General features: G+C 71.4%; 12 protein-coding genes and 1 riboswitch. Of the genes, 6 read left to right on the forward strand and 6 right to left on the reverse strand.

The features are described 5' to 3' along the window. Positions 1–34: 34 nt before the first annotated feature. Positions 35–145, forward strand: a riboswitch (SAM riboswitch). A gap of 67 nt (positions 146–212) precedes the next feature. From ACRYR2_RS02865 to ACRYR2_RS02875, 3 genes are all read left to right on the forward strand, one after another. Next, entirely contained in the window at positions 213–1,163 is a 951-nt protein-coding gene (locus ACRYR2_RS02865) for a MetQ/NlpA family ABC transporter substrate-binding protein (RefSeq protein WP_432561306.1), read from the forward strand. Next, on the forward strand, positions 1,160–2,179 hold the full coding sequence (locus tag ACRYR2_RS02870) for a methionine ABC transporter ATP-binding protein (RefSeq protein ID WP_432561307.1): 1,020 nt from the start codon (positions 1,160–1,162) through the stop codon (positions 2,177–2,179). Before ACRYR2_RS02865 ends, ACRYR2_RS02870 begins: the two co-directional genes overlap by 4 nt. Before the next feature lie 64 nt (positions 2,180–2,243). Then, the gene (locus ACRYR2_RS02875) at positions 2,244–2,843 is read left to right on the forward strand and encodes a methionine ABC transporter permease (RefSeq protein ID WP_432561380.1); all 600 of its coding nucleotides are present in this window, start codon (positions 2,244–2,246) and stop codon (positions 2,841–2,843) included. 94 nt (positions 2,844–2,937) lie between these two features. Here ACRYR2_RS02875 and ACRYR2_RS02880 read toward each other — a convergent pair whose 3' ends face one another. Both ACRYR2_RS02880 and ACRYR2_RS02885 read right to left on the reverse strand, forming a co-directional pair. Then, positions 2,938–3,837: a diacylglycerol/lipid kinase family protein gene (locus tag ACRYR2_RS02880; protein ID WP_432561308.1), complete on the reverse strand. Its 900-nt coding sequence runs from the start codon at positions 3,835–3,837 to the stop codon at positions 2,938–2,940. A gap of 48 nt (positions 3,838–3,885) precedes the next feature. Continuing rightward, positions 3,886–5,106, reverse strand: coding sequence for an amidohydrolase (locus ACRYR2_RS02885; protein WP_432561309.1), 1,221 nt, complete (start codon positions 5,104–5,106; stop codon positions 3,886–3,888). Positions 5,107–5,297: 191 nt separating this feature from the next. Here ACRYR2_RS02885 and ACRYR2_RS02890 point away from each other — a divergent pair, with 191 nt between their 5' ends. Both ACRYR2_RS02890 and ACRYR2_RS02895 read left to right on the forward strand, forming a co-directional pair. Then, positions 5,298–5,678, forward strand: a complete 381-nt coding sequence (locus tag ACRYR2_RS02890; protein ID WP_432561310.1) for a DUF485 domain-containing protein — start codon at positions 5,298–5,300, stop codon at positions 5,676–5,678. Further along, the gene (locus tag ACRYR2_RS02895; protein ID WP_432561311.1) at positions 5,675–7,291 is read left to right on the forward strand and encodes a solute symporter family protein; all 1,617 of its coding nucleotides are present in this window, start codon (positions 5,675–5,677) and stop codon (positions 7,289–7,291) included. Before ACRYR2_RS02890 ends, ACRYR2_RS02895 begins: the two co-directional genes overlap by 4 nt. Before the next feature lie 20 nt (positions 7,292–7,311). Here ACRYR2_RS02895 and ACRYR2_RS02900 read toward each other — a convergent pair whose 3' ends face one another. From ACRYR2_RS02900 to rsmI, 4 genes are all read right to left on the reverse strand, one after another. Next, a complete protein-coding gene (locus ACRYR2_RS02900; protein ID WP_432561312.1) occupies positions 7,312–8,316 on the reverse strand; it encodes an acyltransferase family protein in 1,005 nt (334 codons plus the stop codon). A gap of 51 nt (positions 8,317–8,367) precedes the next feature. Further along, positions 8,368–9,570 carry a glycosyltransferase family 61 protein gene (locus ACRYR2_RS02905; protein WP_432561313.1) on the reverse strand — a complete coding sequence of 401 codons (1,203 nt, stop codon included), beginning with the start codon at positions 9,568–9,570 and terminating at the stop codon, positions 8,368–8,370. Between the two features lie 56 nt (positions 9,571–9,626). Then, positions 9,627–10,826: a right-handed parallel beta-helix repeat-containing protein gene (locus ACRYR2_RS02910; RefSeq protein WP_432561314.1), complete on the reverse strand. Its 1,200-nt coding sequence runs from the start codon at positions 10,824–10,826 to the stop codon at positions 9,627–9,629. Between the two features lie 125 nt (positions 10,827–10,951). Continuing rightward, entirely contained in the window at positions 10,952–11,842 is an 891-nt protein-coding gene (gene rsmI / locus ACRYR2_RS02915) for a 16S rRNA (cytidine(1402)-2'-O)-methyltransferase (protein WP_432561315.1), read from the reverse strand. Between the two features lie 97 nt (positions 11,843–11,939). Here rsmI and ACRYR2_RS02920 point away from each other — a divergent pair, with 97 nt between their 5' ends. Beyond that, a complete protein-coding gene (locus ACRYR2_RS02920; protein ID WP_432561316.1) occupies positions 11,940–13,568 on the forward strand; it encodes a dolichyl-phosphate-mannose--protein mannosyltransferase in 1,629 nt (542 codons plus the stop codon). Positions 13,569–13,726 lie beyond the last annotated feature (158 nt).

Consider the following 13,726-nt stretch of genomic DNA (forward strand, 5'->3'; position numbering starts at 1 on the left):
TGCGGGCCGTCGCGGCGGTGTTAAGGTTCACACAGGTCATGAGTGACAGCGCGAAGCCCTGGCTGGCTGTCCGGCAACCCTCCTCCGCGGTGGGGTGCCCCAGGTGAGGACCTGGCCGGACGACCCCGTCCGGCAAGCGCGGATCACCGGACGCCGTCGACCACGGAGTGCAGCGAGCCGCGCGCCCGCCCGATCGACCTCCGGAGTCCCTCGTGTCCAACGCCCCCGCCCTGCCCGACAAGCCGAAGCGTCGCGGTCTGCTCATCGGGATCGTCGCCGCCGTCGTCGTGATCGCCGTCGTGGTCGTGGCGCTCGTCCTGGGCAACCGGGACGACTCCACGAGCACCACGGCCGGCGGCGAGTCCTCCGGCGAGACCGTGCGCATCGGCGTCGCGGACCAGTCGCTGCCCTACTGGCGCACCTACACCGACCTGGCGAAGTCGCAGCTCGGCGTGACCGTCGAACTGGTCAACTTCTCCGACTACACGCTGCCGAACCCGGCGCTGTCGCAGGGTGAGCTGGACCTGAACCAGTTCCAGCACATCCAGTACCTCGCCAACTACAACGTCGAGGCCGACGACGACATCCAGCCCGTCGGCGCCACCGCGGTCTACCCGCTGCCGCTGTACTCGCTGACCGCCGACTCCGCCGAGGCGCTGCCGGCCGACGCCCAGGTCGCCATCCCCAACGACGCGATCAACCAGGCCCGCGCGCTGCTCGTCCTGCAGCAGGGTGGCCTGCTGACGCTGAAGGACGGCGGCACCGCCTTCTCCACGACCAACGACATCGAGACCTCCAAGGTCCAGGTCACCGCGGTCGCCGCGGACCAGACCGCCAGCGCGCTGCAGAGCGGCTCGGTCGCCGCCGCCGTCGTGAACAACAACTACGCCACGGCCGCGGGCCTGCCCGAGGACGACATCATCGTCGCCGACGACCCGACCGCCGCCGCGGCCGCCCCGTACGTCAACATCTTCGCCGCCCGCGCCGAGGACAAGGACGACGAGACCTACGCGAAGCTCGTGGACCTGTTCCACGACCCGGCCGTGCAGGAGGTCTTCCTGCAGGACAACCCGAGCGCCGTCGTCCAGGACGTCCCGGCCGCCGACCTGCAGGCCAGCCTCGCCGAGGTCGAAGAGGACGCGAAGGCCGCCGCGGGCCAGTGAGCGCGCTCATCACCCTGGAGAAGGTCTCCAAGAGCTTCGGCCGTCGTGACGGGTCCACCGTCACGGCGGTCGACGCCGTTTCGCTCGACGTGCTCGAGGGCGAGGTGCTGGCGGTCATCGGGTACTCCGGGGCCGGCAAGTCGACCCTCGTGCGGCTGCTCAACGCCCTCGAGAAGCCGACGTCGGGCCACGTCCTGGTCGGCGGGCAGGACCTGACCAAGCTGTCCGAGAAGCAGTTGCGGGCCGCCCGGTCCAAGATCGGGATGATCTTCCAGCAGTTCAACCTGTTCCGGTCCCGGACCGTGGCCGGGAACGTCGCGTACCCGCTGAAGGTCGCCGGCGTCGGGCCGAAGGAACGGGACCGCCGCACGGCCGAGCTGCTCGACTTCGTCGGGTTGCTGGACCGCGCCCACAGCTATCCCGAGCAGTTGTCCGGCGGGCAGAAGCAGCGCGTCGGGATCGCCCGTGCGCTCGCGACGAACCCGCCGCTGCTGCTGGCCGACGAGGCCACCAGCGCCCTGGACCCCGAGACCACCACCGAGGTCCTGTCGCTGCTGCGCCGGGTGAACACCGAACTCGGCGTGACGATCGTGGTCATCACGCACGAGATGGAGGCCGTGCGGCAGATCGCCGACCGGGTGGCCGTCATGGAGAACGGGCGGCTGGTGGAGGTCGGTGACACCTACGACGTGTTCTCCGACCCGCAGACGCCTGCGGCGCAACGGTTCGTGCGCAGCGCCACCCACGACCGCCCGTCGGCCGACACGCTGGAACGGTTGCGGCACCAGCACCCGGGCCGCCTGGTCAGCGTGCGCATCACCGACGAACCCCGGCTGCAGCAGCGCATCGACGAGGTGTTCCGCTCGAGCGGCACCACGGCCGAGCTCGTCTACGGCGGGGTCTCGGAGATCCGCGAGCGCCGGACGGGATCACTGACGTACGAACTGACCGGTTCCCCCGACGCAGCGCTCGAGGCGCTGCGGGCGGCCGGCATCCACGCGGTCGAGGAGGCCTGAGGTGTTCGACGGTTTCCTGGACACGATCGACGTCTTCCAGGACGCGATCTGGCAGACGCTGCTCATGTCGGTCGTCTCGCTCGTCGCCTCCGGCGTGCTGGGGCTGGTGCTGGGCACGGCGCTGTACGCGACCCGGCCGGGCAACCTGTTCGGCAACCGGCTCGTGTTCGTGCTCATCGGGTTCGTCGTGAACCTCGTGCGCCCCATCCCGTTCGTCATCTTCCTGGCCGCGATCACCCCGCTGCAGATCGCCGTGGTGGGCACCACGATCGGGACGACCGCGGTGACGTTCGCGATCTCGCTGGCGGCCGCGTTCGCCGTCGCGCGCATCGTCGAGCAGAGCCTCGTCAGCGTCGACCCCGGCGTCGTCGAGGCCGCCCGCGCGGTGGGCGCCTCGCGGTTGTCGATCCTGTTCGGTGTCGTGATCCCCGAGGGCCTGGGCCCGCTGATCCTGGGCTACACGTTCATCTTCATCGGCATCGTCGACATGACCGCGCAGGCGGGTCTGGTCGGCGGCGGCGGGCTGGGCGACTACGCCATCACCTACGGCAAGCAGCGCTACGACTACGGGATCATCTACGTGGCCGTGTTCGCGATCATCGTCATCGTGCAGGTGGGTCAGGTCATCGGGAACCGGCTGGCGCGCGGCGTCATGCGCCGCTGACGCGGTCCACCTGCTGGTGATCGAGCACAACAGGTCCGGGGTCGGCGCACCTCCACGACCACGTGTTGTGCTCGATCACCAGCAGGTGGACGGGTCAGGGGCAGAGGACGTGCCAGACGTCGGCGTGCATCTCGAACCGCTCGCGGGTCTGCGGGCCGGTGACCTCGCCGTCGGAGTTCAGCCGGAAGGTCCCGGACTCGGCGGTGATCTCGACGACCTTGCCGGCCGCGGTGGTCACGTCCTGGCGTTCGACGTGGACGCCGCGGCGCAGGCCGACGGCGAAGCCGAGGCGGGCCAGCGGGCCGGTGGAGGTGCTGACGACGACGTCGGCGACGCCGTCGTGGGGGTCGGCGCCGGGCACGAGCGGGGCACCGCCGCCGATGGTGCCCCCGATCCCGATGCCGACCATCAGGACCGGCTCCTGCCCCGGCGCGACGACCTGCCCGTCGACCTCGACCCGCAACCGGAAGCCCTTGCCGGCGCTGACGCCGGCCCAGGCGGCGCCGACGGGGTAGGCCGCCGCCCCCAGTCCCTTCTTCAGGCGCTGCGCCTTGGCCGTGGCCGAGGCCCCGATCCCGGCGTGGACGGTGTTGACGGTGATGCGGTCCTGGCTGTCGACCAGGAGCTCCAGGCCGCGGGGGTGCCCGGTGGTGACGACCCGGGCCGCCGCGACGGGGTCCAGCGGCAGCCGCAGCGAGCGGGCGAGGTCGTTGCCGGTGCCCAGGGGGACGATGCCCAGCGGCCCGACCGCGCGGGTCGCACCGGCGTCCCACAGCAGTTGCAGCGCAGCGTGCAGGGAGCCGTCCCCACCCATGACCACCAGACGCCGCCCGTCGGCGCCCAGCAGCGCCGCACGCAGGTCGTCCAGGCTGCCGGTGCGGCGCAGCTCGACGTCGCCGCTGCGGCCCAGCTCCCCCACGACCGCCTCGACGACGTCGGGACGCGCTGATCCGGCTCCGGCGTTGACGACGGCCAGGTACTCGTTGCTGCTCACGCGGGGGCAACGAACCGGCTGATCACCGGGTGCCGCCCTGCGCCGGATTCACAGGGTCTCCCAGTCCCCGGCGCCCCGCGCCACCTGCCCGGCCCCGTCCCACCGGTAGACCGACCGGCCGCGCAGGACGACGTGGAGCGCGCGGGACATGACGTCCAGCGGGTCACCGGACCAGACGACGACGTCCCCGTCCAGCCCCGGGGCCAGCGACCCGACCCGGTCGGCCAGGCCGAGGATGGTGGCGGGGTTCACGGTGAGCGCGCGCAGCGCCTCGTCGCGGTCCAGCCCCTCCTTGACCGCAATCGTCGCCGACAGGGGCAGGTACTGGATCGGGACGACGGGGTGGTCGGTCGTCAGCGCGATCCGCAGGCCCGCCGCGGCCAGCAGCCCGGGGACGGTCAGGGAGCGGTGCCGCAGTTCGGGTTTGGACCGGGAGGTCAGCAGCGGCCCGACGACGGCGGGCAGGTCCCGCTCGGCGAGCAGGTCCAGGACGCGGTGGCCCTCGGTGACGTGGTTGAGGACCAGCCGGTAGCCGAACTCCTCGGCCAGCCGGACGGCGGTGGCGATGTCGTCGGCGCGGTGGGCGTGCTGCTGCCAGACGAGGTCGCCGGCCAGGACGCGGGCCAGGACCTCGGCGTCGCGTTCCTCACCCGTGGGCGGCAGGTCACTCGCCTCGTCGGCCCGTTGCGCCGCGAACCGCCTCGCGGCGGCGAAGGAGTCGCGCAGCGAGGCCGCGACCCCCATCCGCGTCGAGGGCCCGCCGTCGTTCTTGCGCGGGTTCTCCCCCAGCGCGCTCTTCACCCCGATCGGCGCGCGCAGCAGCATGTCGTCGACGGTGGAGCCCCACGTCTTCAGCGCTGCGGTCTGCCCGCCGATGACGTTCGCCGACCCCGGCAGCACGGCCACCGTCGTGACCCCCGCGGACAACGCGTCGGCGAACCCCCGGTCGGCCGGGTCGACCCCGTCCCAGCTGCGCAGCCGCGCGCCGCGGGGCTGGCCCTTCTCGTTGACGTCGGCGCCGTGCCAGCCCTCCCCCTCGGAGTGCACCCCGAGGTGAGTGTGGGCGTCGACGAAGCCCGGCAGCACGAGGTGCCCGGTGGCGTCGACGACCTCGGCGTCGGCCGGCACCGCGACCTCGCCGACGGCCGCGATGCGGCCGTCGCGGACCAGGACGGTGCCGTGTTCGCGTTCACCGTGCCAGTCCTCGGTCAGGCGCAGCAGGGTGCCGCCGACGACGGCGACGGTCCGGGTGGGGTGTTCGCGGGGCACGCGCTCACTGTGGCAGGGACCGCGGTGGGCTGCGCTGCCGCGGCCCGGCCTGGGTCCTGGCCCGGCAGGCGTGCCGGACTCCGGCGGCGTCCGACCACACCGCTGCCCCCTGGCCACGAGCCTGGGCGTCGTCTGGAAGTGAGCACCGAACGCGGCTAGGTTCGTGCCACGCTGACGAGGAGGTCACCGCAATGCCCGAGTCCGCTCCACCCGAGTCCCGGCCCGGTCCCGAGCCAGGGCGGCCGGATCCGTACCAGATCGTGCAGTCCTCGCCGGAGTTCCAGGCGCTGCGCCGGCGGTTCCGCCGGTTCGTGCTGCCGCTGTCGGCGCTGTTCCTCGTCTGGTACGCCGTCTACGTCCTGCTCGCCGACTACGCCCACGGGTTCATGAGCACCCGGCTCGGGGACTCCAACATCACCGTCGGACTGTTGTTCGGCCTGGGCCAGTTCGTCTCGACGTTCGCCATCACGACCGTCTACGTGCGCTGGGCCAACCGCCGCTTCGACCCGGCCGCCGAGCGACTGCGCCGGGACGTCGAGGAGCAGCTCGGGGCCTCGGAGGTGAACCGGTGACCGACGTCGGCGAACCCCTGGTCAACATCGCCATCTTCACGCTCTTCGTGGCGGTGACGCTGGTCGTCGTGCTGCGCGCCAGCCGCAGCAACCGCACGACGGCCGACTTCTACGCCGGCGGTCGGTCGTTCACCGGCCCGCAGAACGGCATCGCGATCGCCGGCGACTACCTGTCGGCGGCGAGCTTCCTGGGCATCGCCGGCGCCATCGCGTTGTACGGCTACGACGGGTTCCTCTACTCCATCGGCTTCCTCGTCGCCTGGCTCGTGGCGCTGCTGCTGGTCGCCGAACTGCTGCGCAACACCGGCCGGTTCACGATGGCCGACGTCCTGAGCTTCCGGCTGCGGGAACGGCCGGTGCGGCTGGCGGCGGCGATCTCGACGCTGGCGGTGACGTTCTTCTACCTGCTGGCGCAGATGGCCGGCGCCGGTGGCCTGGTCGCGCTGCTGCTGGGCATCGACTCCAGCGCAGGACAGAACGTCGTCATCGCCGTCGTCGGGGCACTGATGATCCTGTACGTCCTCATCGGCGGGATGAAGGGCACGACGTGGGTGCAGATCATCAAGGCCTGCCTGCTGGTGGCCGGCGCCGGCGCGATGACGGTGTGGGTGCTGGCGCGCTACGGGTTCAACCTCTCCGACCTGCTCGGCGCCGCCGTGGCCGCGCCGGGTTCGGCCGGTGAGGCGCTGCTGGGGCCGGGCGCCCAGTACGGCGCCACCGAGACGTCGCGGCTGAACTTCCTGTCGCTGTCGCTGGCCCTGGTGTTCGGCACCGCCGGCCTGCCGCACGTGCTCATGCGGTTCTACACGGTTCCCTCCTCGCGCGAGGCCCGCCGCAGCGTCGTGTGGGCGATCTGGATCATCGGGTTCTTCTACCTGTTCACCCTCGTGCTGGGCTACGGCGCAGGGGCACTGGTCGGTGCCGAGGCCATCAACGCCGCTCCCGGCAAGGTGAACTCGGCGGCTCCGCTGCTGGCCTACGAACTGGGCGGGACACTGCTGCTGGGCATCATCGCGGCCGTCGCGTTCGCCACGATCCTGGCCGTCGTCGCAGGTTTGGCCATCACCGCCAGCGCCTCGTTCGCGCACGACGTCTACGCTCAGGTCATCAAGCGCGGCCAGGTCGAACCCGGCGCCGAGGTGCGCGTGGCGCGGCTGACCGTCCTGGTCATCGGCGCTGTCGCGATCGTCGGCGGCATCTTCGCCAACGGCCAGAACGTGGCGTTCCTGGTGGCCCTGGCCTTCGCCGTCGCGGCCAGCGCCAACCTGCCGACGATCCTGTACTCGCTGTTCTGGCCGCGGTTCACCACGCGCGGGGCGTTGTGGAGCATGTACGGCGGACTGATCTCCTGCCTGGTGCTCATCACCTTCTCCCCCGTCGTGTCGGGGAAGGTCGACGCGACCGGGGCGTCGCTGTCGATGATCCGCGACACGTCGGTCGACTTCTCCTGGTTCCCGCTGGAGAACCCCGGGCTCGTGACGATCCCGCTGGCGTTCTTCCTGGGGTGGCTGGGGTCGGTGACCGGTCGCGAGCGCGGGAACGAGCACCGGGCGGCGCAGATGGAGGTCAGGAGTCTGACCGGGGCGGGGGCGGAGAAGGCGACGCAGCACTGAGGCGCCGGGCTCAGGACGGTTCAGGAACGGCGAGGCGCGGTGAACAGCCACTCCACGACCGTCCACCGGCTGCGCAGCAGCGCCAGGACGGTGGCCGCCGCGACAGCCGCGGCGAACGCGGCGGCCACCAGGACGGGAGTCGGGAAGTCGCCGAACCGCGGCACGACGTGCATCACGACGTAGAGCACCGGGAAGTGCGCGACGTAGAAGACGACGGAGTTCCGGCCGACGAAGCGGAGCGGACGCAGCGCGGCCGCGTCCGCGAACCGTGCGGCCAAGGCCGCTGCGAGAGCGGCACCGGCGAGCGTGGCGACGGTGGCGCGGGGCCCGTACCCGGCATCGGGGGCCCAGAGCACCGCGGGCACCAGCACGAGGGCGGCCACGACCAACAGGCGGCGAGACCGCAGCACGGCCGCGAGCCTGCGGGGATCCTCGGCCACCCACCAGCCGAGGAGGAAGAGCGCCATCAGGTAGAGCGGTCGTTCCAGGTACTTCGTGTCGTCAGGCGCCACCTCCGACAGGACCAGGAACACGGCCGCCGCAGGCAGACGCGGAACGCGCCGCAGCGGCAGCGCGACGAGGTAGAAGACGAGGAGGAAGAACAGGTACCACAGGTAGGACCCGCCGCGGAGCAGGTCCGGGACGTACCAGGTGACGGGCCCCAGCCCGCCGGGCCAGGTCAGGACCGCGTACACCGCGGTCCACACCAGGAAGGGCCAGGCGATCGCCCGCCACTTGCCGCGCAGGTAAGGGCTGGCACCCTTGGCCACCGACCGGGGCAGCAGCGCACCGGACAGCAGCACGAGCAGAGGGATGCGGAACGGGGCGACGGCGCTGTTGAGGCTGCCCACCGCATCGGGCACCGGCACGTCCGCGTACCGCAGCAGGGTCCCCGAGTGGAAGACGATCACGAGCAGGACGGCGAGAGCGCGCAGGAGGTCCATCCACCCGAACCGGACCTCCGGACCGTCGGCCCTGGTGGTGCTCGCGCCACTCGTCGTCGCGGCGGCGCCGGAGTCCGGCATGTCACGTCCCCCACTCCTCAGGCACCACTGTCCGGGTGCCGCGGCGGGAAACTACCCAGAGTTGGGGGATTGTGACAACCCACTGATCGGTGACCCGCCGGCAAGCTCTTCCAGGACGGCGAGGAGGCGGGGTACGTCCGCGACGACGTCCGCATGGATGTCCGGAAACCGCAGAGGCCACGGAAGGCGCGGTTCCCTGCCGACGACCATGCGGTGACGCACACGGGCCGCATCGGCCAACTTCACGAAGGTCGGGTGCACCAGAGCGTGGGGAGTCAGCTCGACCACCGCCGTGCCCGGTCGGCAGAAGACCATGTTCGTCAGTCCCGCACCGTGGACGCCGACCACGACCTCCGCCGCACCGAAGACCGCAGCCTCCTCCGCCAGCGACATGCTCCCGGGGTCGACCACCTCGTAGCCGAGGGGTTCGAGCGCGGCGAGGACCTCCGCCGCGTTGACGAGGTTCCGCCGGCGGTCGACGGGGCGCTGGATGAGCAGGCGGGAACCTCGTCGCCGGGTGGGGTCGACCGGCGCCGCAGCGCGCAACCGGTCCACCACCCAGGAGGGAACCCACCGGTTGCGGCCGGGAACACTGGCGACGACCAGACGGTCCACCGAGATCGACACCTGGCGATCGGGCACCACCACGCGCCGGGACTCCGGCACACCCAGCGCGTCCAGCCACTCACAGGCCACGGCGGGAGCCCGGGGCGGCAGCAACCAGTGGTCGGCCTCTTCCGCCCTGGCTCCGAGCCACTCCAGGACCACGAGCAGACGCGGGAGGACCTGCACGGTCCAGTGGTAGTAGTTGGGCGACCAGGGCTGCAGCAGGGAGACGGTGGTGCCCGCCAGGTGTGCCGTCACCGGTCGGTGCCTCAGCGGCGCCATCGCGCGCGCGGAGTGGCCGGCCTCCTGCCAGACGTCCTCGACGAGCCGCCCCTCGTGGAAGATCCACCCGTCCCGACCGCGGACGACCACACCGGCGACGTCGAGGACGAACTGCTCGGGCACGCTCGACGCGTTCCGCAGGTGCAGGGCGCGACGGTCCGCGGCATCGAGCTCCCGCGGCACCTCGAGGTGCACGGGGCGCGCAGGTTCCACCAACTGGTAGCGGGCGCCCACGGCCTGCAGGGCCGATGCGGGAACCGCCGGGATCACACCTCGCCGCGCCTCGCGGGCCAGGTCCTCGAACCGGGACAGGTGGTGCCTCGCGGCGCTCGCGGCGAGGTACCCCCAGCCGATCCGTTCACTCACGCACGAAGATTGACACCTCAACCTGCTGGTTGACCAGTCGAACCAGTGAAATGCCGTCAGCAGGTCGCCGGGACGACCGCGACGAGGTGCTGGGTGTCGAACCAGCGGTTCTCGGTGAAGGTCACACCGGCCGGCGCAGTGACGGCACCGTACTTGCTCCCGTGCCCGAAGGAGTTGCCTTCGAAGAACACGTCGCTGACGTTGGCCGAGCAGGCCACGTTCACCGAGTACGTGCCGCCGTTGAAGAAGTTGCCCTCGAACCGGGCGTTCTGCAGGCGCCTGCTCCCCGTCTCGGTGCCGAGCATGACCGCCGAGTTCACGAAGTCGGTCGAACCCTGCTGCCGGGGGTCGAGGGTGTTGTGCCGCACGAGGATGTTGGAGCCGGAGGTGGACTGCATCGCGTCGGTGTGCACATCGGGGTCACGCACGAGGTCGTGCACGTAGCTGTCGGTGATGACCACGTTGTCTCCCAGGCGGGGACCGTCCTGGGTGCCGCGGATGTCGACGCGACGCAGGGTGTACCCGCCCCAGCCGATCGCCACCTCGGCACTGCCGTCACTGACGATCTCGGAGTCCTCCATGACGAACCCGGGGGCGTCGATGAGGCTCACCGCACGCAGCGTCTCGTCGTTGCACGTGATCTTCGAGTTCCTCACGGTGACGTTCGGGACGTGCACCGTGAGGCAGCCCTGGACGTCCAGACCGTCCAGGACGGCGCCGAACTCCCAGATGTCCAGGTCGCTCGAGGGGGTCAGCACCGTCCCGGCGGGCACGCCGGTGGTGTCGGCGGTCGGGAACCCCTCGGGGATCCCGGAGGTCTCCAGCGGCACGGCGCGCAGGTACTTGGTGATCGACTGGACCATGTACTTGCCGCTGTACAGCTTGGCCACGACCTTGACCGACCCCAAGTAGCCGGTGAGGTCCACGTCGCCGGTGCCGGAGTACTTCTCCCCTGAGACCGAAACGCTGTCGATGGTGCCGCGCTGCACGTCGTTGACGAAGTAGGTGCCACGGTCGAACTTCACCCCCGTGACGGTGGTGAGGTCCACCTCGGTGGCGGGAACGTTCGCGCTGTTGACCGAGGCGCCCTGGTAGGTCATGACCGGCGTCACCGCGGCCTGGGCGGAAGGAGCGGTGGCCGGGCCACCGACGACGACCGCCGCGGCGACGGCGAACGCCGCGGCCGTGCGGGAGAACCGGGAGGAGGGACGGGAGTTGCCGCAGGAGAAGGCGACGAGGGCGCGAGGGGAGATCACGGGGGCCTCCGGGTATCGAGGACGAGAGTGTCCCCAGTGCTTCGGAGGAAGATTTCGTCACCTTGGTCGCCCGTCACGGTGCGGCGTACGGGTGATCCGCGGTGACGCTACTCTGCGTGATCGGTTCAGGGTTTCGGTACCGGCCCACTGCGCTGTGCGGTCATCGCGTCGTACAGGTCGCGTGACGGAACACCGGCCCGGGCCGCCGTCTCACGCACCGCGTCCTTCATGCGGTACCCGTTCCGGACGAGTTCCGTGACCGCGTCCACCAGGTCCGCGGGCTGCGGAGCGGGCCGACCGGTGGATCCGGACACGACCAGGCAGACCTCACCGCGGACCTCACCCCCTTCGGCCCAGGCGGTCAGTTCGCTCAGCGTGCCGCGCACGACCTCCTCGTACGTCTTGGTCAGCTCCCGGCAGACGGCAGCGGGCCGCTCGGCACCGAAGGCCTCGGCCATGGCCGCCAGGGTGGCGCCGGTGCGGTGCGGGGACTCGAAGAACACCAGCGTCCGCTCGTCGTCGGCAACCGCCGAGAACACGCGAGCCCGCTCCCCCGCCTTGCGCGGCGCGAACCCCTCGAAGGCGAAGCGGTCGCTGGGCAGTCCCGAAACGGCCAGCGCCGCCAGCACCGCCGAGGGGCCGGGCACGACCGTCACCGGCAGGCCGGCGTCGACGCAGCCCCGCACGAGCCGGTAGCCGGGGTCGGAGACCGAGGGCATCCCCGCGTCGGTGACCAGTGCGACGGTCGCTCCCTCGCGAACGGCCTCGACGAGCTCGGGGGTGCGGGAGGACTCGTTGTGCTCGTGGTAGCTCAGGATCCGGCCACGCGGTGCCACACCGAGCGCGGCGGCGAGGCGGTGCAGGCGGCGGGTGTCCTCGGCGGCCACGACGTCGGCCGTGGCCAGCAGGTCGACCAACCGTGTCGTCGCATCGCCGGTGTTGCCGATCGGGGTGCCGGCCAGCACCAGGCGTCCTTCCCCCTGTTCACGTCCGTGCGCGTCCTCCACGGGCGCCATCGTGCCTCACACCAGGGGCGGAGGTGCGCACCTACGATGGCTCGGTGATCGTGAACGGGCACCCGACCCTGACCGGACTGTCGCGGCAGGTCGGGGCGTGAGCGCTCTGGACACCGGCGTGAAGCGCACGCGGAGCGGGCCGGTGGACGTGCGGACCCGTCTGCTGGGCGGCACCTCGGAGATCACCGGGGAGTCCTGGCGCCGCGCCTGGTTGCCGTTGCTCCTGGTCACCGCGGTCGGCGGCTTCCTGCGCTTCTTCCAGCTGGGCCGCCCGCACCAGCTCGTCTTCGACGAGACGTACTACGTCAAGCAGGCCTACTCGCTGCTGCTGCATGGAGTGGAGCTGCGCAACGACTCCGCCCTCGAGAAGCCGGACGAGCTGTTCACCGCCGGGACGCCGGACGTCTTCGGCACGACGGGTGACTTCGTGGTCCACCCCCCGGTGGGCAAGTGGATGATCGCCTTCGGGGAGTGGTTGTTCGGGATCGACTCCTCGTTCGGCTGGCGCTTCTCCGCCGCGCTGATCGGCACGCTGTCGATCCTGCTGATCGGACGGATCGCGCGCCGGTTGTTCCGCTCGACGCTGCTCGGGGTCACTGCGGCGGTGCTGCTGGCCTTCGAGGGCCAGCACTTCGTCGAGAGCCGCACCAGCCTGCTCGACGTCTTCCTCATGTGGTGGGTGCTGGTCGCCTTCGCGTTGTTGCTGCGCGACCGGGACCACGCACGGGACAGGCTGGCCCGCGCCGTGGCCGTGCACGGGGTCGCGGGCTTCGGCCCGAGGATCGGCTTCCGGGGCTGGCGGCTGGCCGCGGGCGTCAGCCTGGGCCTGGCGTGCGGGGTGAAGTGGTCCGGCCTGTACGTGCTGGCCGTCTTCGGGGTGATGACGGTGCTGTGGGACGCCGGGGCCCGGCGGGCGATCGGCGTACGCCCCTGGTTCGCGGCCGCGGTGTGGCACGACGGGATCGGCGCCTTCGTCAGCCTCGTTCCCGTCGCCGTCGTGACCTACGTGGCGACCTGGGCCGGCTGGTTCCGCAGCGACCTCGGCTGGGGCCGCCAGTGGGGCGCTGAGCACCCGTCGTCCGGGATCGGCGCGGTCGTTCCGGACGCGCTGCGCAGCCTGTGGCACTACCACCAGCAGGCCTACGCCTTCCACGTCGGCCTCGACAGCCCCCACCCCTACGCCGCCAACCCCTGGTCGTGGCTGGTCCAGGGCCGGCCGACGTCCTTCTTCTACGAGGCCAAGACCGACGGCGTCGAGGGTTGCGCCGTGGACAGCTGCTCGAAGGCGATCACCTCCCTGGGCACCCCGGTGCTCTGGTGGGTCGGCCTGGCAGCGCTGGCGATCCTGCTCTTCTGCTGGGCGTTCCGGCGGGACTGGCGCGCCGGCGCGATCCTGGCCGGGTACGCCGGGGCCTACCTGCCGTGGTTCCAGTACCAGCACCGGACGATCTTCACGTTCTACGCCGTGGTCTTCGTCCCCTTCGTCGTGCTGGCCGTCGTGTACCTGCTGGGTCTGGTGCTGGGTCCCGACCCGAGCGCGGCGGTCCTGCAGCGCGGGGTGCGGGTGGAGGCCGCGCTGCGCCGGCGACGGACCGGGGCTGTGTGCGCCGGGGTCGTGGTCGTGGCGTGCGCGGCCTGCTTCGCCTTCTTCTGGCCGGTCTACACGGCTCAGGTCATCCCGTACGAGTCGTGGAGTCGGCGGATGTGGCTGCCGAGCTGGATCTGACACGTTCTGCGGTCACGGGAAAGTAACGCTGCGGCAACGGGTTCACCTGCTTGGCCGAGGCAAATGCGGCGGAAGTGTGACGGACGCCTCTTGGCGATTACCCACTGCAGTGGTTAGGGTGCGGCAAGTCACAGGTTCGCCCGTCCGGGCGACCCGCG

The organism is Kineococcus deserti, assembly GCF_050871945.1.
Classification (GTDB): Bacteria; Actinomycetota; Actinomycetes; order Actinomycetales; family Kineococcaceae; genus Kineococcus.

Excerpts from the sequence above, each read along its gene's own strand:
- ACRYR2_RS02875 (WP_432561380.1), top strand. The coding sequence starts at position 2,244 with ATGTCGGTCGTCTCGCTCGTCGCCTCCGGCGTGCTGGGGCTGGTGCTG.
- ACRYR2_RS02890 (WP_432561310.1), top strand. The coding sequence starts at position 5,298 with ATGCCCGAGTCCGCTCCACCCGAGTCCCGGCCCGGTCCCGAGCCAGGG.
- ACRYR2_RS02900 (WP_432561312.1), bottom strand. The coding sequence starts at position 8,316 with ATGCCGGACTCCGGCGCCGCCGCGACGACGAGTGGCGCGAGCACCACC.
- rsmI (WP_432561315.1), bottom strand. The coding sequence starts at position 11,842 with ATGGCGCCCGTGGAGGACGCGCACGGACGTGAACAGGGGGAAGGACGC.